Source organism: Yaniella halotolerans DSM 15476 (genome assembly GCF_000420805.1).
In the GTDB taxonomy this organism is placed as follows: Bacteria; Actinomycetota; Actinomycetes; order Actinomycetales; family Micrococcaceae; genus Yaniella; species Yaniella halotolerans.
Genome location: NZ_ATVQ01000001.1, coordinates 886,363 through 905,797, shown reverse-complemented (window position 1 = coordinate 905,797; position 19,435 = coordinate 886,363). Strand labels below are relative to the sequence as shown.

General features: G+C 57.8%; 21 protein-coding genes, 1 tRNA gene and 1 pseudogene. 8 read left to right on the top strand and 15 right to left on the bottom strand.

Annotated elements, in window-relative coordinates:
* Both G583_RS14295 and G583_RS14290 read right to left on the bottom strand, forming a co-directional pair.
* Complete coding sequence (locus tag G583_RS14295) at positions 1-813, bottom strand: fructosamine kinase family protein (RefSeq protein WP_022869974.1); 813 nt, start codon at positions 811-813, stop codon at positions 1-3.
* Entirely contained in the window at positions 810-1,313 is a 504-nt protein-coding gene (locus tag G583_RS14290; RefSeq protein WP_022869973.1) for a low molecular weight protein-tyrosine-phosphatase, read from the bottom strand. Before G583_RS14290 ends, G583_RS14295 begins: the two co-directional genes overlap by 4 nt.
* 118 nt (positions 1,314-1,431) lie before the next feature.
* Here G583_RS14290 and G583_RS0104360 point away from each other — a divergent pair, with 118 nt between their 5' ends.
* Both G583_RS0104360 and G583_RS0104355 read left to right on the top strand, forming a co-directional pair.
* The gene (locus G583_RS0104360; RefSeq protein WP_022869972.1) at positions 1,432-1,956 is read left to right on the top strand and encodes an amino-acid N-acetyltransferase; all 525 of its coding nucleotides are present in this window, start codon (positions 1,432-1,434) and stop codon (positions 1,954-1,956) included.
* A gap of 17 nt (positions 1,957-1,973) precedes the next feature.
* A complete protein-coding gene (locus G583_RS0104355) occupies positions 1,974-2,588 on the top strand; it encodes an LOG family protein (protein ID WP_029629256.1) in 615 nt (204 codons plus the stop codon).
* Here G583_RS0104355 and G583_RS0104350 read toward each other — a convergent pair.
* Positions 2,585-3,523, bottom strand: coding sequence for an HhH-GPD family protein (locus G583_RS0104350; RefSeq protein ID WP_029629255.1), 939 nt, complete (start codon positions 3,521-3,523; stop codon positions 2,585-2,587). The genes G583_RS0104355 and G583_RS0104350 overlap by 4 nt on opposite strands.
* 58 nt (positions 3,524-3,581) lie before the next feature.
* On the opposite strand from G583_RS0104350, the gene G583_RS0104345 reads away from it, so the two are divergent.
* A complete protein-coding gene (locus tag G583_RS0104345; protein WP_022869971.1) occupies positions 3,582-4,217 on the top strand; it encodes a hypothetical protein in 636 nt (211 codons plus the stop codon).
* Positions 4,218-4,220: 3 nt separating this feature from the next.
* Here the strand turns inward: G583_RS0104345 and radA are convergent, their stop codons facing one another.
* Together radA and G583_RS0104335 are read right to left on the bottom strand one after the other, a co-directional pair.
* On the bottom strand, positions 4,221-5,693 hold the full coding sequence (gene radA, locus G583_RS14285) for a DNA repair protein RadA (protein WP_022869970.1): 1,473 nt from the start codon (positions 5,691-5,693) through the stop codon (positions 4,221-4,223).
* A gap of 37 nt (positions 5,694-5,730) precedes the next feature.
* On the bottom strand, positions 5,731-6,903 hold the full coding sequence (locus G583_RS0104335) for an FUSC family protein (RefSeq protein ID WP_022869969.1): 1,173 nt from the start codon (positions 6,901-6,903) through the stop codon (positions 5,731-5,733).
* A gap of 193 nt (positions 6,904-7,096) precedes the next feature.
* Here G583_RS0104335 and G583_RS0104330 point away from each other — a divergent pair, with 193 nt between their 5' ends.
* From G583_RS0104330 to pstB, 4 genes are all read left to right on the top strand, one after another.
* The gene (locus tag G583_RS0104330; protein WP_022869968.1) at positions 7,097-8,188 is read left to right on the top strand and encodes a phosphate ABC transporter substrate-binding protein PstS; all 1,092 of its coding nucleotides are present in this window, start codon (positions 7,097-7,099) and stop codon (positions 8,186-8,188) included.
* 105 nt (positions 8,189-8,293) lie between these two features.
* On the top strand, positions 8,294-9,253 hold the full coding sequence (gene pstC / locus G583_RS0104325) for a phosphate ABC transporter permease subunit PstC (protein ID WP_022869967.1): 960 nt from the start codon (positions 8,294-8,296) through the stop codon (positions 9,251-9,253).
* An 80-nt stretch (positions 9,254-9,333) separates the two neighbouring features.
* The gene (gene pstA / locus G583_RS0104320; protein WP_051129643.1) at positions 9,334-10,482 is read left to right on the top strand and encodes a phosphate ABC transporter permease PstA; all 1,149 of its coding nucleotides are present in this window, start codon (positions 9,334-9,336) and stop codon (positions 10,480-10,482) included.
* 44 nt (positions 10,483-10,526) lie between these two features.
* Positions 10,527-11,306: a phosphate ABC transporter ATP-binding protein PstB gene (pstB, locus tag G583_RS0104315; protein ID WP_022869965.1), complete on the top strand. Its 780-nt coding sequence runs from the start codon at positions 10,527-10,529 to the stop codon at positions 11,304-11,306.
* Positions 11,307-11,512: 206 nt separating this feature from the next.
* Here the strand turns inward: pstB and G583_RS16230 are convergent, their stop codons facing one another.
* The 7 genes and pseudogenes from G583_RS16230 to G583_RS0104285 all read right to left on the bottom strand — a co-directional run bounded on the left by G583_RS16230 (position 11,513) and on the right by G583_RS0104285 (position 17,039).
* Positions 11,513-12,016, bottom strand: a complete 504-nt coding sequence (locus G583_RS16230; protein WP_169558764.1) for an FAD-dependent oxidoreductase — start codon at positions 12,014-12,016, stop codon at positions 11,513-11,515.
* Positions 12,016-12,771 (bottom strand): FAD-dependent oxidoreductase, encoded by a 756-nt coding sequence (locus G583_RS16225; RefSeq protein WP_084677235.1) that lies wholly within the window; start codon positions 12,769-12,771, stop codon positions 12,016-12,018. Before G583_RS16225 ends, G583_RS16230 begins: the two co-directional genes overlap by 1 nt.
* Positions 12,768-13,481 (bottom strand): class I SAM-dependent methyltransferase, encoded by a 714-nt coding sequence (locus G583_RS0104305; RefSeq protein WP_245540570.1) that lies wholly within the window; start codon positions 13,479-13,481, stop codon positions 12,768-12,770. Before G583_RS0104305 ends, G583_RS16225 begins: the two co-directional genes overlap by 4 nt.
* 11 nt (positions 13,482-13,492) lie before the next feature.
* Positions 13,493-14,634 (bottom strand): annotated as a pseudogene (locus G583_RS14275) (type III polyketide synthase).
* A gap of 43 nt (positions 14,635-14,677) precedes the next feature.
* Complete coding sequence (locus tag G583_RS0104295; RefSeq protein ID WP_022869963.1) at positions 14,678-15,691, bottom strand: inorganic phosphate transporter; 1,014 nt, start codon at positions 15,689-15,691, stop codon at positions 14,678-14,680.
* Positions 15,691-16,317, bottom strand: coding sequence for a hypothetical protein (locus G583_RS0104290; protein WP_022869962.1), 627 nt, complete (start codon positions 16,315-16,317; stop codon positions 15,691-15,693). The genes G583_RS0104295 and G583_RS0104290 overlap by 1 nt, the downstream gene beginning before the upstream one ends.
* Positions 16,318-16,358: 41 nt before the next feature.
* Positions 16,359-17,039, bottom strand: a complete 681-nt coding sequence (locus G583_RS0104285; RefSeq protein ID WP_022869961.1) for a hypothetical protein — start codon at positions 17,037-17,039, stop codon at positions 16,359-16,361.
* Positions 17,040-17,169: 130 nt separating this feature from the next.
* Here G583_RS0104285 and G583_RS0104280 point away from each other — a divergent pair.
* Positions 17,170-17,242, top strand: a tRNA-Lys gene (locus G583_RS0104280).
* 77 nt (positions 17,243-17,319) lie between these two features.
* Here the strand turns inward: G583_RS0104280 and G583_RS0104275 are convergent.
* The 3 genes from G583_RS0104275 to G583_RS16220 all read right to left on the bottom strand — a co-directional run bounded on the left by G583_RS0104275 (position 17,320) and on the right by G583_RS16220 (position 19,268).
* Complete coding sequence (locus G583_RS0104275) at positions 17,320-17,547, bottom strand: hypothetical protein (RefSeq protein WP_022869960.1); 228 nt, start codon at positions 17,545-17,547, stop codon at positions 17,320-17,322.
* A 76-nt stretch (positions 17,548-17,623) separates the two neighbouring features.
* Entirely contained in the window at positions 17,624-18,724 is a 1,101-nt protein-coding gene (locus G583_RS14270) for a DUF998 domain-containing protein (RefSeq protein ID WP_022869959.1), read from the bottom strand.
* A gap of 118 nt (positions 18,725-18,842) precedes the next feature.
* On the bottom strand, positions 18,843-19,268 hold the full coding sequence (locus G583_RS16220) for a hypothetical protein (RefSeq protein ID WP_022869958.1): 426 nt from the start codon (positions 19,266-19,268) through the stop codon (positions 18,843-18,845).
* Between the last annotated feature and the right edge of the window lie 167 nt (positions 19,269-19,435).

The window sequence follows — 19,435 nt, the reverse complement described above, 5'->3', positions numbered from 1 at the left end:
TTATTCGCCACCCTGCAGTGTTTGTTCAAAAGCGCGCAGGGTGGCGGAACCATATCCGCCACCGAATAACAGTGCGTGGACTAACAGCGGTACCAGCTGGAAAGCTGGTATGCGATCTCGCCAGCCGTCGGCCACCGGGAACGTTTCCTCATAGCCATCGATAACTTCCGGGCCAAAGCCACCAAATAACTGCATCATGGCAATGTCCTGTTCACGATGGCCCCAGTGACACGACGGATCAATGAGCCAACTGGCCCCCGCATTATCGACCATCCGGTTGCCGGCCCATAAATCCCCGTGCACCAGGGTCGGCGGTTCAGACGGACCAAAATGCTGTTCAGTCAGTGCGTTAGCCATACCGATGGCCGCTGAATCCAAACGGCCCGCATCAACCGCACGCTGCGTCAACGGCACAATCCGATTGACCACTAACGATTCATACAGGGTGACGGTCGGTTGCAGATCGATCTTCGCACCGCCAAGAAACCAGTGGTGAACACCTTCGAGGCTGCCAAACGTCTGGTGGGGCCCGGTAGCCTGCTGACTCTCCAGGTGCAGTCGAGCCAGCTCTTGGCCAAAGGTATATTCCGGATGACTGATTCGGTGGGCAGGTTTGGCCTCGACCATTTCAATGATCAGATAATTATCGGTGACCTCATAGACCTGAGGCGCCCTGGCACCGAAGTCGCGTAGGGCCTGCAGGCCGGCGGCTTCGAAAGCGAAGAACCCCGCTGGTGCTTGGGGCAGTGCCTTACGGAACGCCGGGGTGCCGTCGTTCAGTGTGATTGTTGAGGTCGTGCCGGTTAGGCTCATTGATTCCCGTAGCGCTGTTGGATGCTAGCCAGGCTGTCGTCTTGGATTGCTGTGACGAGTCCTTCGGCGGCATCTTCGATCTGGTTATACATGTCGACGAAGGCTTCTTCGGGATTGCCGTATGGGTCGGGCACATTGGCGATACCGTCGTCATCAACCGTGGAACCGAACGCCCCAAAGCGGATGATCTTGGCGCGCTGTTCATCATTTTCTGTGATAGCCAACAGATTCTCGAGGTTGGATTGGTCCATAGCCAGCACCAGATCAGCCTGATCGAGGTGGGTTGGGGTCACCTGGTCTGCTACCGACGTGAAAGCATAGCCGCGTTCGTGGCCAACCTTGCGGGTCAGATCGTGGGCATCTTTGCCAATGTGATAATCCGCGGTACCGGCCGAGGCCACCTCGGCATCGATGTCGGCCTGCGATAACTTGTGCACAAGTACCGACTCGGCGGCAGGAGAGCGACAAATATTTCCAAGACAAACAGTCAAAATTCTCATGCTTACCATTGTGCGGATAAGTCATGGCGTTTGACTAGTCCACGGTGCCGTGTCCGCAGCTGGCACAGCAGGATCTTCCTCCTCGCCGGATAGGACGTTAACCGTTACAGTTGGAAGAATGGAAATTACAGTCCGCCCGGCCCGCACACAAGACGTCAAAGTCATTCGTTCGATGGTTCAACCACTTGCCACCGATCGTGTGCTGTTAGACAAAGACAAAGTTGCGTATTTCGAAGCGATCCAAGAATTCTTGATGGCCGAAAATGCGGACGGCGAGATTGTCGGGTTTGGTGCCCTCCACGTCATGTGGGAAGACCTGGCAGAAGTCCGCACGCTGGCAACGGCCGACGAGTTTCAAGGTCGTGGCGTGGGCGGTGTTGTGTTGAACGCACTGCTGGATAAAGCCGAAGAACTAGGCGTCCAACATGTGTTCTGTTTGACGTTCGAAACCTCGTTTTTCAAGCGGCATGGTTTTGAAGTGATGAACGATCAGTCAGTACTGGAACCTGACATCTTCAGCCAACTGCTCCTTTCCACCGATGAGGGTGTCGCAGAATTTCTGGACCTGGCACGCGTCAAACCCAACACCCTGGGCAATACGCGCATGATCGTGGATCTGGCCAAACGTCCGGATCGGGCCTAACTGTTCGGGAGTGTCCTGTGAGTGCTCAGATACAACGCATAACGGTTTTTACGGGTTCTGCAGTAGGTAATTCGACGAGTTATCTGGAAGCAGTCCAAGACTTTGCTCGAGTTGTTGCTGAGGCCGGTTACGGTGTCGTCTTCGGCGGTGGACATGTGGGCCTGATGGGGGCTCTGGCCGATGCTGCCCTGGGTGCAGGTACGGAAGTTATTGGCGTGATGCCACAGTCCCTGGTGAACGGTGAAATTGCCCACGAGGGTTTAACTAGCTTAGAAATCGTGGACGATATGCACGCTCGAAAGATGCGCATGGCAGAACTCGGAGATGCTTTCGTAGCGTTGCCCGGCGGTGCTGGGACGCTAGAAGAACTTTTTGAGGCATGGACTTGGCAACAGTTGGGCATTCATGCAAACCCCGTTGCGCTCTATAACGTCGATGGTTTCTGGGACCCGTTGATCAGTATGGTCGAACATATGACGCACACAGGGTTCATTCGTGAAAGTTTCCGAAACGCACTGATTGTCGCGCCCGATCCACACGAATTATTGGCTGCGATTGAGCGGTGGGAGCCACCTGCTGCCAAGTGGACGAAACAGTCAGGTGATGCGAAGCATCCAGCGAATCCGCGCTAGGGGAGCGCGAGGACTTCGTCGTCAAGCACGGCCAGCCCGTCGGTCACCAGTCCGTTGACCGCACGGTCCCACTGGGAGGTCTCGGGCACGTGACGTCCCAGCCGGCCGGTGGCTTCAACGGTGGTTTGGAGGGTCGCCACGTCAATGGCACCCTGGGCTCGCAGAACCCCCATGATGGCGCCTCGTACCTGCCGGTCAGACCCATTCCACGACTGAGTTTTGGCCACCGTTTCGGGCTCCGGTTTGCCGGCAGCGACCCAAGCACATTGCTGCATCACAGGGCACTGTTCACATTTGGGGGCTCGCGCTGTACAAATTAGCGCGCCTAATTCCATGGCAGCAACGTTCCACGTGTTGGCATCGTTTATGCCCTGGTCGGTGGAAGTGTCGGGCATGAGCCGTGCGGCAAGTTTGCGTTCAGCCGCCGTTAGGCTTGGAGCCCCGGCACCTTTGCCAGTGAAAATTCTGGCGTGCACCCGTCGGATATTGGTGTCGATCACAACTTCCGGGATACCAAAGGCAAAGGACGAGACTGCGGCGGCAGTGTATTCGCCGATACCGGGCAGGTCCAGCAGTAGCTCGGGGTCTGCCGGGAGGATACCGTCGTGTTGGGCAACGACGGCTTTTGCGGTTTCATGCAGGCGCAGCGCACGGCGCGGGTAGCCAAGTCGTCCCCACATGATGAGCACATCGGAGGCTTCGGCTTGGGCCAAGTCGGCGGGTCCGGGCCATCGTTTCATCCAGGCCAACCACGAATCCCACACCCGTGAAACTTGGGTTTGTTGCAGCATCACTTCGGATACCAACACACCCCAGGCGGTTGTTTGCGGGTCGCGCCAGGGAAGATCCCGGCCGTTGTTGGCATACCAGTCCAGGATGCGGGCCCGGACGGCGGACACATGGTCTTGGGTGAGTGGATGTTCAGTGGAGGACATGTGCTCTATGCTAGCTGTGGCCAGTTGACTGTCAGACAGAATCGCTAAACTATTGGGCATGGCCGATAATCTTCCCCCACGCCCACGACGTATTCCGCCGCATATTCTTCGACGACGCCGTATTGTCGCAGTCGTCATTCTGCTGGCGTTATTGGGGCTTATCGCCTGGGGAATTTGGGCTCTGGTGGGATTGTTTTTACCTGACGACGAAGAGGCTTCGCCTACGCCTGAACCAACGGTGACCGAATCGGCAGAACCATCGCCCTCAGAATCACCGAGCGACCAGGAATCTGATGAGGCAGCTGACGCATGTGACCCGGAGGTGCTTTCCTTAGCTGGCGAAACGGATCAAGAAGTCTATGCCGCCGACGAGTTCCCCACGTTTACCATGACCATTACCCACGACGGTGATGAACTGTGTGACGCCTCCCTTGGCACCGATGAGCAAAACTTTGTGGTTGAAGACGCCGAAGGTGAGTATGTTTTCTCCACTCGGGCGTGCCAGGTCGAACCACAGTCTCAGGTTGTCGAGATGGAACCGGGCCAGTCCGAGTCTGTTGATTTCCAATGGGAGCGCGTTGGTACCGATGAGGACTGCCAGACGATTGTCGACGACATTTCGGCCGGCGAGTACCAGCTAACGGTTGGGATGGGAGAACAGACCGCAGAGCCGGTGACGTTTGAGCTGCAGTAGATGCTAGTTATCGGTGATGTCATCGGGGTGCAGGGTGAACACTTTGGCCATCTTGTCGTGGTTCGGTGATGGGGGTGGCCGGTGTGCCGGGTCGAATATTGTGCTGATCGCATCGATGAGTGACGGGGTCCGGTAGACGCGCATTCCAGGTGGTGCCTTGGTGTCATCATCCTTGGGTATAACGGCGTGGGTGAAGCCAAGCCGGTGTGCTTCTTTCAGACGACGCTCTGTGCCGGCGACCGGGCGAAGCTCCCCGGCCAACGACAGCTCACCGATGGTCACCGTGCCGCGTGGCAGCGGGAGGTCCTTGCGGGAGGAGATGATCGCTGCAGCCATGGCGAGATCCGCGGCGGGTTCATTGACGCTGATACCGCCTACGGTCGAGACATAGACGTCATCGGTAATCAGTGACAAGCCCAGGTGGCGCGACAAAATGGCCACCACCGTATTGAGTCGGGATTGCACTAACCCGGTGACGACGCGGCGGGGTGAACCACCGCTACCGTCAGCAACCAGTGCTTGAATCTCTGCCATCAGGGGACGGTGCCCGTCCATCGCCACGGTGATCGCGGTGCCAGGCATCGGGGTGGCGAACGTATTGATGAACAGCCCGGACGGGTCATCAATCGAGGTGATGCCCGAATCATTCATCGAAAAACAGCCCACCTCGTCGGTGGAGCCGTAACGGTTTTTGATCGATCGAATGAAGCGGAGTTGCGAGTGTCGGTCGCCGTGGAACTGGCAGACGACGTCGACGAGGTGCTCCATGGTACGTGGTCCGGCAATGCTGCCCTCTTTGGTCACGTGGCCCACCAGGATGGTGGCAATGTCGTGACGTTTAGCCAACCGGATGATCGACGAGGTGACCTCTTGGATCTGCATGCGTCCGCCCGGTGTGCCATCGATGGCCGCTGACTGGATGGTCTGGACCGAGTCCACCACCAGGAAATCAGGTTTGATGTGTTCGATCTGACCCAGTACCTGGCCGAGATCTGTTTCGGCCGACAGCAGCAGGTTGTCGTGCATTGCACCGATGCGCTCTGCACGCAGACGCACCTGGGCCGCGGATTCTTCACCGGTCAGGTACAGGGTGGTGCGCAGCTTTTTGTCATCGCGGTGCGTCGTGGCGACCTGACCGGCGATGTCCAACGCCATCGTCGATTTTCCAATACCTGGTTCACCAGCCAGCAGGATGACTGCCCCGGGGACCAGCCCTGAACCCAACACACGATCAAACTCGCTGACCCCGGTGGGAAAACTCTCAGCGTGGGAAGCATCAATCTCAGTGATGGGTTGTGCTACTTCATCAACGGCCACCGCTACCGGTGCGGTCCGCGCGGTCGAGGGCGTGACCCCGGCTTCTTCGATGGTGCCCCAGGCTTGGCATTCTCCGCAGCGTCCCGTCCATTTGGCGGTCATCCAACCGCATTCGGTGCATTTATAGGCAAGTTTTGTGCCGGTCTTCGTTTTGGCCATGGGGCCAGCCTAGCCGCACCCTAGGACGCGATAAAGATTAGAGGCGGGGGAGATAACTGCTTGCTTCGGGGTGATCCGAGCCGGTGGCTTCCAAGAAATCGACCATCATGGGACGGCACATCATCACCAGGGCCTCACCGTGCAGGGTATTTGCCCCCATGCTCATGGGAGTTAACTTGGTAGTCACGGCCCCCAGCGCATCGCGGGCCACGGAAAGCGACCGGTGACGCCCCGGGGCTGCGGGTTCTGAAACAGACCGGCCAAGCACCGCCACGGCGTCGGCGACTTCGGAAAACCAGTCCGCCAATTTGTCCAGGTCATCGGCCGAGGTAGCTTTCGCATCAAGCTCATCGATGACCGTGATGACCCGCCGGGCGATAATGCGCAGTGAGCGAACCGCCAGATCCGTTTTTTCTAACGTGCGCGACAGCTCGTCTAAATCTTGGCGCGCTGATCTTCGGGTGGGGGAGTAGGTGGCGGCTTGATCTGCTATGGAAATCGCGGTGCGAACCGTGTCGATCTGTGACTGCAATCCGCGAGCTTCGATCAGAGCCGCCCAGCCGCTGCGCGATTCGTGTGTCCGCAGGGCCTCCGAAAGTTCACGCAGCACATCGGTGATTGAAGCGAAGAGTTCCCGCATGCCCGATATGGTTTCTTTTCGGAAGGAAACCGGGGTGATCATGGTGATCGCAATGGCGATGATGCCACCGATAATCGCATCGAGGGAACGCGCCAGTGGCCCACCGTCGGGCAGCGGCAATAAGACCACCAGCACGGACTGGATAGACATCTGGGTAGTAAAAATAACGCCCGAATCAATAAACCGCGCCAGCATGATCGTGGTAAATACCACAATCGTGCCCTGCCAATAGCCTTGCCCGAGTAACGCTTGTAAAGAATCACCAACCAGTATGCCCAACGTCACGCCGACCGAAACCTCGAGGGCCTTCTTGATATGCGGGTCGCGTCCAAAGCCAAGGGTGATTAAGGCAGAAGTCGCTGCGAAATATGGTTCGCTATGGCCGAGAATAATGGCGGCAAAGGCATAGGCGGCAACCGACGCGATTGCCGCTGTCGCCGCGGGAATCAGAGACTTCCGGGCACGCCAGGTGCCGGAGCGAAATCGGGTTGAGAAAAACTGTTTGACCTTCTGCCAGCCCTGCGGTCCGGTTTGTACCGGTAAGGGGGTGGTATGCATGCGCTCAGCCATGCCTCTTATCTTAGAAGGTTGTAAAAAATAATGTGAAAATCGCCGCTTAGGTCAACGTTAACCATTCGTTCACCCAACTGGAGCCAGTAGGTTACCTCGTCTGCGTACCTTCGAGGTTAGTTCGGGTCACCAACCTTGGATGTCTCGGCCCAACACATATGACTCACAACGAACTCGAAAGAGGAAAACACCAGTGAAGTTTTCGCGTTTTTACCGCTCCGCTGCAATTGCTTCTGTAGCAGCGATCGCTCTTGCCGCTTGCTCATCTGACGACGGCGGCGACAGCGCTGACGCCAACGGTGGCGGCGGAGAGACTACTGCCTCGGGCAATCTCATCGGTGGTGGCGCTTCATCGCAGGAAGCAGCCATGACCGCTTGGACTTCTGGTATCACCGAAGTCCACCCAGATCTCACCGTTCAGTATGACCCAGTTGGTTCCGGTGCTGGCCGTGAAGGCTTCATCGCCGGCCAGTACACCTTCGCAGGCTCCGACTCCGCCATGGACGCGGATGAGCAGGAACAGGCTTGCGGCGCAGCGAACGCATTCCACGTGCCTTCCTACATCTCACCGGTTGCTGTTGCATTCAACCTCGAGGGTATTGACACCCTCAACATGAACCCAGACACCATTGCGAAAGTCTTCGCCGGCGAAATCAGCTCGTGGGATGACGAAGAAATCGCAGAGCAGAACCCAGACGCGGACCTGCCAGCCACCGACATCACCGTTGTCCACCGCTCCGATGAGTCCGGTACCACCGAAAACTTCACCGACTACCTCAACGGTGCAGCCGGTGACTCCTGGGAATGGGAAGCCGCAGATGCTTTCCCTGAAGAGCTGACCGGTGAATCCGCACAGCAGACCTCGGGTGTTGTTTCCCTGACATCTGACACCGATGGCGCTATCACCTACGCCGATGCATCGCAGATCGGTGACCTGTCCACGGTTGCGGTAGGTGTAGGCGAAGACTACGTAGAGTACTCTTCAGACGCTGCGGCAGCTGCCGTTGAAACTGCAGAAGAAGATACCGAGTCTGAAGGTGCGCGCGTTCTCGATCGCAGCACTGAAGAAGAAGGCGTCTACCCGATCGTGATGATCTCCTACCACATCTTCTGCGATGAATACGATGACGAAAACATGGTAGAACAAGTCAAGGCTTTCGGTAACTACGTTATCTCTGAAGACGGCCAAGCAGCTGCTGAAGAATCAGCCGGTTCCGCACCAATTTCAGATACGATCCGCGACGAAGCAACAGAGCGTATCGAAGCAATCAGTGTTGCTGGCTAACCAAGCCACATAGCTATCACGGCCGATACCATCGCGCTGCACCACATGCGATGGTATCGGCCTGAATAGCCCCTAGAGTAAATAAGAACGTAACAGGAGTACAACGTGACATCCACATCCCCGCGCACGAAAAATACCGCGCGGACCACGTCGGCTGTGGGGGATAAAGTCTTCTTTGGCCTGTCATGGACCGGTGGCGCGATCATTCTGGTCGTGCTGGCATTCGTAGCTGCCTTCCTGCTCATCCGGTCTCTGCCGGCAATCATGCCAGAGACGTTTGGGCCCGGCGCAGACGAAGCTATAGATTTCTGGTCATATGTCTGGCCCTTGATGGCGGGTACCGTTATCGTCTCGGTCATCGCACTACTGCTGGCCACTCCGATCGCCATCGGCATTTCGCTGTTCATCAGCCATTACGCACCACGCCGATTCGCGAACCCTATTGGCTACCTCATTGACTTGCTGGCCGCCATTCCCTCGGTCGTCTACGGCGCATGGGGCATGCTTGTACTCGCACCCGCAATGGTGCCGATCTACCACTGGTTGCACAACAACCTGGGCTTTATCCCGCTGTTTGCGGGAGATCCAAACGTTACTAACACCGGCCGTACGCTCATGACCTCAGGTGTCGTGCTCGCAGTCATGGTCCTGCCGATCATCACTGCACTGTGTCGCGAAATATTCCTTCAGACCCCGCACCTGCAGCAAGAGGCTGCGCTAGGGCTTGGCGCAACGCGCTGGGAAATGATCAAAATGACAGTTTTCCCATTCGCTCGTGCCGGTGTCATTTCCTCAATCATGTTGGCTTTGGGACGCGCACTGGGTGAAACCATGGCGGTCACCATGGTTCTGTCGGCAGGTGGCTTCTCCTGGTCGCTTGTGACATCAGGTGCTAATGCGACCATCCCGTCAGAAATTGCGCTGAACTTCCCAGAAGCCTTCGGACAACGCCAGGCCGAATTGATAGCAGCCGGACTGATGTTGTTCGTGATCACCTTGGTCGTCAACGTCATCGCAAGGGCTATCGTCAACAGCCACGCGAAGAAAGCTGAGGGATTGTCGTGAGTTCCCAAATTCGCTCGCGTGCCAACTCGAAGCCACAGGGCTCGCAACAGGATCCAGACGGTCGGAAGAAGCCAGAAGACATGACGCCACAGACACATCAGAAATCTCGGTTGGACTCGCTGACTGCCCACCGGAAACCCACCTGGACGTGGATGGCAGCCGCTGCAGGGTCTGCGATCCTTTCGCTGCTCATCACCCTGGTTGCCTTCGAATCCTTTAGTGTTATCGGCTTCGGCGTCATCGCCGGTGTGCTGTTTGTCGGCAGCATGTATGTGGTCTCAAGGGTGTTAGAGGATCGCCTCAAGGCAACCGATGAATTGTGGCGCCACCTCGTGTGGACCTCGTTTATCGTTGCGTTGATCCCACTGATCTCTGTTATCTGGTCGGTAGTGTCCCAGGGTCTACCGACACTCATCTCGAATCCTGGCCTGTTGACCGCTGACATGGCGGGCGTTGCTGGCGCAGATGATATCGCCACACAAAACGAAGGGGCATCGCTGCAGGGCGGTATTCTCCACGGTCTGGTCGGGACCATCATGATCACGCTGATGGCCTCTGTCATCTCGATCCCCGTGGGACTGTTCGCCTCGATCTATCTGACTGAATACGGCAACCGTAACGCCTTCTCCCGCGGTATCCGGTTCTTCGTCGACGTGATGACCGGTATCCCATCGATTGTGGCTGGTCTCTTCGCATTCGCGGGCATGACCCTGATCGTTGAGCTGACCATCGGTTCTTCACCACAAGCACTGCAGTCGGTCAAAACCGGGTTCACCGCTGCCATTGCGCTGAGTGTTTTGATGATCCCGGTGGTCGTCCGCTCTACCGAAGAGATGCTGCAGGTCGTCGCTGACGAACTCCGTGAAGCCTCCTACGCCCTCGGTGTTAGGAAATGGCGCACCATCATGAAAGTCGTCTTGCCAACCGCCATGTCGGGCATTGCCTCGGGTGTCACCCTGGCTATCGCGCGGGTCGCCGGTGAAACGGCACCAATTCTGGTGACCGCAGGCTATGTTGCAATGACCAACTGGAACCCGTTCTCCGAATGGATGACAGCCCTTCCAGTATTCATCTACCGTCAGCTGATCAACCCGACGGCGCCGGCTGCGGGTGACCCGTCCACTGCACGTGCATGGGCAGGTGCGCTGGTACTGATCGTCATCGTGATGGGGCTCAACCTCGCCGCTCGTGCAATCGCTAAATACTTCGCTCCGAAAACTGGCAAGTAGTCGTTTCGAAGTCTTTGAATCTTTCAGAAGGATAAAATACAACCATGGCTAAACGCATCCAGACCGTCGATCTTGATTGCTACTACGGCGACTTCCTCGCCGTCAGCGACATCAATATCGATATTGAACCCCGCTCCGTGACCGCATTCATTGGTCCTTCTGGCTGTGGCAAGACCACCTTCTTGCGTACGTTGAACCGCATGCACGAGGTGACTCCCGGAGCTCGCGCCGAAGGCAAAATCCTGCTGGACGACGAAGATATCAACGCCCCCAACGTGGACCCGGTTCGTGTGCGTTCAACCGTGGGCATGGTATTCCAGCGTCCGAACCCATTTCCAACCATGTCAATCCGCGAAAACGTGTTGGCCGGCTACCAGCTCAACGGCATCCGCCTGAGCCGATCTGAAGCAGACAACGTGCTCGAACGTTCCCTCACCGGTGCAAACCTGTGGGGCGAGGTCAAGGATCGTCTAGATCGTCCCGGCGGTGGCCTGTCTGGTGGTCAGCAGCAGCGTCTGTGCATCGCGCGTACTATCGCGATTGAACCAGATGTGATTCTGATGGACGAGCCAGCTTCAGCGCTCGACCCGATTTCCACATTGGCGATCGAAGACCTGATTCACGAGTTGAAGAAGGACTACACGGTCGTCATCGTGACCCACAATATGCAGCAGGCAGCCCGTGTGGCCGATAAGACGGCGTTCTTCAACCTGCAGGCCATTGGTGAACCGGGCAAACTCATCGAATACGATGACACCACCACGATCTTCAACAACCCTGCCAACCAGCAGACCGAAGACTACATCTCCGGACGCTTCGGCTAACCCAGCGGTTTAGACACGAACGCAAAAAGCCCTGACCACCGTTTGGTCAGGGCTTTTTCAAATCTAACGATGCCGAGCCGGGCACGCCTCACGGCGTGTGGCCGCTCGAAGCGGCTGATGATTTGGAGCCCGGGGGTACCGCAGCTCGACATCTAGTAGTCACTCTATCTTCACTGTCGAGTGGTACGCAAGGAAACCAAAAACCATCACCCCGGAACCAGAATTTCACTACCGCCCAGTGGCTGGCGCATGGTGAAGGCTTGTGCAAAGCGATGCCGCATTCTGGTCGACAACACCGTCCGTAGCGCAGCATCCCGGATCGAGGCAGCCACCGGGGACATAGGCCTACCAAGAGCCATATTAAGCTCAGCCTGTCGGGCAACGGTTTTGGCAAGGCTGCGCTGTTGGCGTCCAAACGCTTGAAAAGGTTGCAATAGTTCCAGCGGCGCCGTGTTGTGGTCAGTCAACACCTGGACCAGCAGCGGCGCGACTTCTACCGCGTCAAGCCAACCCAGTGTCATTCCCTGACCACCGATCGGACTCACCTCATGCGCGGCGTCGCCCAGTAGCAGACGCCGCCCCGCAACCATCTGTTTCGTCAGACGTCGTCGGATGTTGAAAGCACTGATCATCGTGCAGGTTTCGGGATCCACCGAGACCCCGGTACGTTCTGCGACCAAATCCGTTAGCTCGCGTGGAGATTGGTGCATCAACGCTGTGCCGGTATGCGCCACCCAACGGCGCATCCGTCGGGGTAGCGGAAACGACTCCACAACACCGGTTGGTTCCAGAAAAATGGCCGCTGTCGCTTCGCGATGTTCGGTATCGGGGGGGGTTGGGCGAAATCACCCATGATGTAGGTGTCGTCCACTACCTTTGCCTGGACGGAGATGCCTGACATGCGGCGCACCAGACTATGTGGCCCGTCTGCACCGTTAAGGATTTCCGCTTCCCAGTGGGTTTCAACGCCAGGGTCTGGTGAGCCTGAGTTGGTGGCGCGAGCCGTCGCCTGAATGGGCTGACGGCCCTGTTGTTCACCGTTGGGGACTTCGGTGAACTCGGTGAGCTCCCACCCTGACTGCAATGCACCCGGTGCCAGTTGTTCAAGTCGTTCGGAAAGTAACGCCTCGGTACGATTCTGCGGCAGCGTCAACACAAACGGCGTCTCTGGCCAGGCCCGTTCGAAGCTGAGGGCGCCCTGACGGCGGCCCCGGCTGTAGGCAGCACCCGCGTGGACGCGGGCGCCTTCGTTGACCGCGGTGCTTGCCAGTCCAAGCCTCTCCAGCACCGCTAGGGCCGGCGGGTGTAGGCCGATTGCACGGGAATGTCCCCTGGGCTGGGTGCGTCGTTCCAGTAAGACGACGTCGACCCCCTCCATCGCCAGCAGGCAAGCAAGCACCAGCCCGGTGGGCCCACCCCCGGTAATCAGCACGTCGCAGCTACGAACCGTGGAAGCAGCCATCATGGACCTGCCGCAGTAGCGTCTGCGGCATCAAAGCTCAGGATGTTCCGCCACGGATGTTGGGCGTGTACTCGCCAACAGGGGCGTGCGACGGCGCCTAACTCATTTTCGGTATAGCTGCGACGGATGGATGTTAGCCCGTCCTCACGAATGAACGACCCGGGGAAGAAGGGCCACGTACCCACCGAAAATAACGCGTACGCTAGGCGGCTGCGACGAATATCGCTGTGCACTGCCCGAATCCGAGCCAGCTTTTCGGAATCATGGAGGAGCCCCTGCAGCGCTGCATCGTCTAGGTGGTGTAGCAGGTGGTTGGAAATCACCAGATCAAAGGTCTCGCCTTGTTCGACGAGATCTGAGCTCAATGCTTGTCGATACGTTATTTCGCCGGCTGGGTCACGGTGGCTTGTCCAGGCATAGGCGCGCTCGTCGGGGTCGGCTGCGGTGATATGCAGATGAAAACCATCGCGCCGTGCCCAGCCAGCGATCGCCCGGGTCACGTCGGCGCCACCTGCGCCGATGTCGAGCAGAGTATTGAGACGGTCGTGGCGCAATACGGGACGTAGGGAGTTCCTGTATGTCAGCTGCCAGCCGGCAACCACACGGTTGACGAGCTGGAACTGCGCATAGGTGCGATGAAGTTTAGCAAGGTCGCAGTTGGGATCGTCCATCCGCTCGACGGCGTCTTTATCGCGGTCCTGCAGTTTGGGCACGACGGTCCGCCTCACGGATTGGCACCGACGGTTGTGAAGAGGCCCGTCTCGACGGTTAGTCCCGGCCCGAAGGCCATGCTGCAGATGCGCTCGCCGCCACCAGAGCCCGGTTGCTCCAGGATCTCCTTGAGGACAAACATCACCGTGGCGCTACTCATGTTCCCAAAGCGGCGCAATACTTCGCGGGAGGGGACCAACTGATCGGCGCCGAGCTCCAGTTTGGCTTCGACTTTGTCGAGAATGCTTCTGCCACCCGGATGAATCGCCCAGTGCTCGATTTCACGGTACTCGCGTGCTTCCAGCGTCTGATCGTGGGCAAGCAGGGGAGCTAGCGCGTCGACGATATGCGCATCGATGATTTTTGGAACGTAGGTCCCCAGTACCATCTCGAATCCGTTGTCGCCAATATTCCAAGCCATCGCTTCCTCGCCGACCGGGGTGATCACGGTTTCAAAATGGTCCAACTGCAGCGCGCGTTCGCCATTCAGGTCTCGGCCGGTGATGACGGCGGCCGCCGCACCGTCGCCAAATAGCGATGAGCCAAGGATGGTATCGGGATCATTGGAGACTCGAACGTGGATGCTACATAATTCCACACTCACCACCAGCACGACAGCATCGGGATCGGCATCGCAGATGGTCTTGGCTTGCCGCATGGCCGGAAACGCCGCGTAGCAGCCCATGAATCCCAGATGATAACGCTGCACCGAGGGATTGAGGTCGAGGCCTCGCACGATTCGGTAGTCCGGCCCCGGGGAGAAAAATCCTGTGCACGACACCGTGATCACATGGGTCACGTCGGTGTTGTCGATGCCTCACATGCGGTGACTGCAGCGTCAGCGGCGTCGACATAGAGTTTCGTCGCCTCGTCGACATACACATCGTTGCGAACACGTGTGCTGGGGTTGAGAATCTCGCGGTTGGTCGGGTCAAAGAATTGTGGGGAACCGTTGGATGCTGGTTGCTCTTGCAGATCCATCTCGGTGACGGCACTGTGTCGGGTTTCGATTCCCGAGGCGTCAAAACTGGCGTTGACGAGGCGCGTGGCCAATCGACTGATGCCGGGTTGGGAGGCAAATATATCGCGAACCTCAGCCTGATGGAGGACGGTTTCGGGTACAGCGACTTCGAGTGCTCTGAGTGTGACTGCCATAGTTCATTGTCTCAGCGTGGTGTAGCACACGCAATGGCTTGCGCTAGGTCAGTGCTGTGATGGCTCCGACGGCTGCGAACGCTACCGCCGCACAGATGATTACGGTAGCAAAGAAATAGCTCATGAGCCGCAAGACTTGAACCCAACGGACCACGCCGTTGTTCTGTGCGGTGCCCGCCCCGGTGATCGCTGCCACCGTGGTGAGCGACGATGACAGCGGGATGTGCAGCATGAATGACCCGACCAGTAAGAGCAGGGCTGACGTCGATGACGCAATCGCAGAATGGAGCGGATCTAAAATCGTGATTCGACGGGCCAGTGTGTAGTTCACGCGCCAAGCTGTGAGGATACTCCCGACACCCAGAAGTAGCACCACGGACGCCGCCATGATCCAGGTGGGGAAGGGTTCTACATCAGCTGCCGCGATAGACATCAGCAGCACGATGTAGATACGTTGCCCGTACTGGACTCCGTGGCCGAGGGCATTTGCCGCAGCCCCGATTGCCAGCGTGCCGCGGGCTGCGTAGCTGACCCGATGCGGTGCCGTGTCCTTGGCGAACCAGGTGACCGGGATCGTTAGAAGCCAGGCGACCAACATCGCCAAAATTGGTGAAGCAAACAGCGAAATAATGATCCCCATTGAGATCGGGGATAAATCTGGCCAGCTCAGGTGTTCGGTATTGAATAATGAGACGGCTACTGCACCGCCGGTAATTGAGGCGGTGAGGGCATGTGAAGATGAGACGGCGACGCCGCGCCACCAGGTAAAAATTGCCCAGGCTAATGCCACAGCGACCCCGACGGCGGTGATTGATAAACCGGTGTTACCGGACGGCACCAGTGCGACGAATTCTGCGGCAAAGAACTGAATCGTGCTGACCCCCATGACCGCGCCGACCATACGCATCAGGGCGGTCATGGCGACCGCGTTGGCGGGTGTGAGCGCACCGGAGGCGATGGGCAGAGCGACGGCGTTGGGGGTGTCGCGGCCTGCCACGACAAAACTAAATGCCGCGGTGAGGACAAAAACCGCGGTGAGCAGAATCAAAGTGCTCACTAGGAATCACGCACCAGGATCCGTCCTAGCTGCGTACAAAATTCGCGGATGGTCATGAAGGTAGATTCTAGGGACCGAGCGACTTCCTGTTGCCGGTAGTAGTGGCGGGCCAGGAGTTCATCGGCATCCGTGAGGCGCCAGGTGACCAGGGCGCGATGGGCCTGGTGGGTGAGGCGTTCCAGATGCATCCAGGTGCTCTCAAGATCATCGACCTGGTCGAGCTGTTCGGCGGCATCCAGGACGAGATCAGCCTGTCGGGTCAGGATCTCCAACACGTCGCCGGCGCGAGCTGGCAGACGGTACTGGCGGGTCGCGTGAATGATCGTTCCGGTAATGGTCACGGCCTCGACCGCACGGTTGATCCAGGTGCCGAGTAGGTAGAGATCTTCGCGGGGGAGTGGGGTGAGGTAAGAACTACGCAGCGCCGTCAGCATGGTGCTGGTATTGCGGGAAGCTCTTGCGTTGAGGTTGTCGAGCTTGGCATCAAGTTCGGTTCCGGTTTCGGGGGAGGCCCCAAACATTTGGGTTACCAGGTCCACCGATTCCACGAGAAGTTTTGCAAGACTTCGTACTTGGGCCGCACCTGATTCATCGGCAGAAAATAGGTGCGTTACAGACAGCTTCATATCTGGTCACTTTACACACCGAAAGTTAACAATCTGACGCGTTAATTCCGCGGTAGTTCACTGGGGTGGGCGTCATCCAGTCGGCCCTGACGCCAGGCGGTGGCGCATAGTTCTAATTCGGTTGCGGTGCGCTGGAGTTTGACCGAGCGGTGTTCCAGGGCGGCAGAAGCTTCCGGGTTGAGATCTTCGAGCCGTTCGGCGTGCTGGTGCTGGCCGGCGGCAATGACCCGGGCGTAGGCTCCGCCACGTTCTAGAGCGATGGCAAAATCCCCCGAGTAGAGCCCGGTCAGAATCTGGGAGATCAGGTGCTGGAGATCCTTGGCGTGGGGTGGTTCCGTGGCGCCGGCGATAACACGTGATGCATACGCGTCGTAGCCCGCTCGGTACCAAGCAGCCCACATTTCACCATCGCGACGGGTCGCTTGTTGAAGGGTATACAGCCGCCACAGAGCCCCACCAAACGTGACCGCTGGGGCGTTTGACCACATTTCGGCCATCGTATCGAGTCCGACGTCGTCAACAAGGTCAACCAACCAGTCCACGGTAGCGTCCTTTGCGTCGGGGTCCTGACCGGTGGCCACTAAATGCGCGGCCACGGTTTGAGCCGCAGAGTACACCTCAGCAGGATCCAAACCACCCGGCTGGTGTTCAAAGCTTTCGAGCGGCATCAGTTTGGGTCTGCGGAATGGTAGACCGGTTGATCCGCCGCGCTGATAACTCAAACGTCCTCCTTGATACGAGACGCGTACACCACGACAGCATAAAGCAGGTGCGGCTCTAAATAACAGTCAATGCGGCAAATTTTGTTCCGCAGCAAAATAGGCTACAATCGTATAGCGGTCATCGCGACCAGGGCCTTTAGCTCAGTAGGTAGAGCATCGGACTTTTAATCCGCAGGTCGCGGGTTCGATCCCCGCAGGGCCCACAATCAGCCGGTATCTGATGAAGCAAGTGCTAGTTCAGATACCGGTTTTTTGTATTAGACATGGTTGCGGTCGAAGGTCACTGTTCGAACGCAGGCCAGATCCTGTTTTGCATTGGATCGGGCATCTTGGCCCAACCCCAGTATGCCAGTGGGTCTTTTGGCTTGATGCCTAATACTTCCATGGGGTCGACTTTATGGGTTTCCACAGTACAGCGGTGCACCCAGAAATCTCCGAGGTCGAACACAAATTGAAATTCGTCGCCCGGTGTTACGGTGCGTGCGACTTTCGTTGTTGCGGGCTCCACCGGAAGCAGGATTGGACCGTGTAGCGAGTTTGCAATCTCATCGACAAATTGCAGGCCATCACTGCGAGTGATTGAGTCACATGCGCTTCTTCGTGCTTCTTGTTTGTTGGCGGGCGAGCAGGGGTGTTGGTAGCAGCCAGCGTCGTTGCGAGGCCAGTGAGATCTCTGGCGTCAGGAGCCCCAGCACACGCACAAACGTCGTCATCCACAGCAATGCGAGCCCGACGACGATACTCTCCAGCGCGGTAACACTGATGACGGAAAACAAAAACGTGAGCACCGTCGAGACGCCGACCAGGATGACCATCATGGCCGTGACCGCTTTGAGAACCAATGGCGGATCAGGGAGCACGAACTGCGTATAACCGGCTGCTGCCATCAGGAGAAAGAGCATCGCGAAAGCCGCAATATTATGCGGCATGGGTAGCTGGTCAATGGGTAGGAGACCGACAGCGGTCAGCGCAATTCCGGCAGTGAACCAAATGCCAACGACGGTGGCGATACGGGGGATGGCATCATCTTCGAGTAGCCGGTGGAGATCGCGCCCAATGTAGGAACCGACCGTAGCGATGAGCAGACCCGCGATGATCAATGTACCGTTGAATGCCCAGGCACCACTGCCGGCGCCGAGCTGTGAGAAGTTTCGCTCCCACCAGGTTGGATCGGTCGCGGTGGTCATGGCAAAGACCGTGCCGATGATCAGGTAGGAGAATAATAGGGCCGCAAGGTTTCGTGTGCTCAAGTGGATACCCGCCTGGAAGGCGAGTCTGCCGCTCAGTCCCGCAGCAACACCGGTTAGGATTCCACCTCCGACGGGGCCGAATTCTAAACCTTGGAGCCCGGTAGCTAAGACTTGGCCAGCTAATAGCACGCCAATTGCGGTGACCCCACCCATGGCCAGCGTGATCGCAATCGCGGACACATTGGAAATGAGCTTTTGCCAGCGGGGCATCTCCCAGGTTTCACCACGGCGATAGAACACCGTGCTGAGAATAAAAGCCAGTGCAGCTACCGAGGCTGCTATGGCTGCGGTTTGTATGGCCGCCGGACCGGTACCAAAAATTTCGTATTGCTCGCCCCGCAGCGTGATGAAGCCAAGAGTCGCCCCTACGACAAAGCAGCCGACCGTGGCCCACAGGGCGTGGAGCTGCTCGCGCAACGCTTGATCGGTGTCCATCACGTCTCCATCACAGCAACAGCGTGGATAAAATACTGCTCCCCGGTGTCGAATAGGCCATTGAAGCCAACACCGGGGAGCAGGCACGCACCGTCATGGCACGCAGTATGAGTTGTATTTAGCGGCGAGTGGCGGTGGTGCCACCTTCTTCTTCTAGCGACTCGGACGGATCACTGATGGTGTCTCCGTTGACGTGCTTCTTTTCGTGGCCGGCTTTTTCGTTCCCCGGGTTTGCATTAGGGCTGTTGGCCTGTTCGGGTGCATCGTTTGAATCATAACCTGTGGATTTGTCCAACATATCGGCTGCTGTGTCAGCTACACCGCCGAGTGCAGGTGCTTTCTCTTTAACGGCATCAGCCATGCGACCGGAGGTCTCGTGTACCCGTTCCTGGGTTTTCGGGTCATTCCAGAATTGCTGAATCGTGCGCTGAGCCTGACGAGCGGCTTCTTCTGCTTGTGCGCGACCTTCACGGTTGCCAAGGAGGTAACCAATACCTACACCGACGCCGAGGGTCAGTACACGACCAAAACTCAAGATTTTCATAGTTGACCTCACTTCATTAGGGGACACTTGCGATGGTGTTGATTCTTCTTGGTTCAAGCGTAGTGGGTCAATGCTGGAATGACGGTGCGCTATGGCACACCCCGACCAAACGTGCTGACACTCGGTGCCCACTCTTGCGGCAAAAGGTTGCTGGCCTGGGCTGTAAT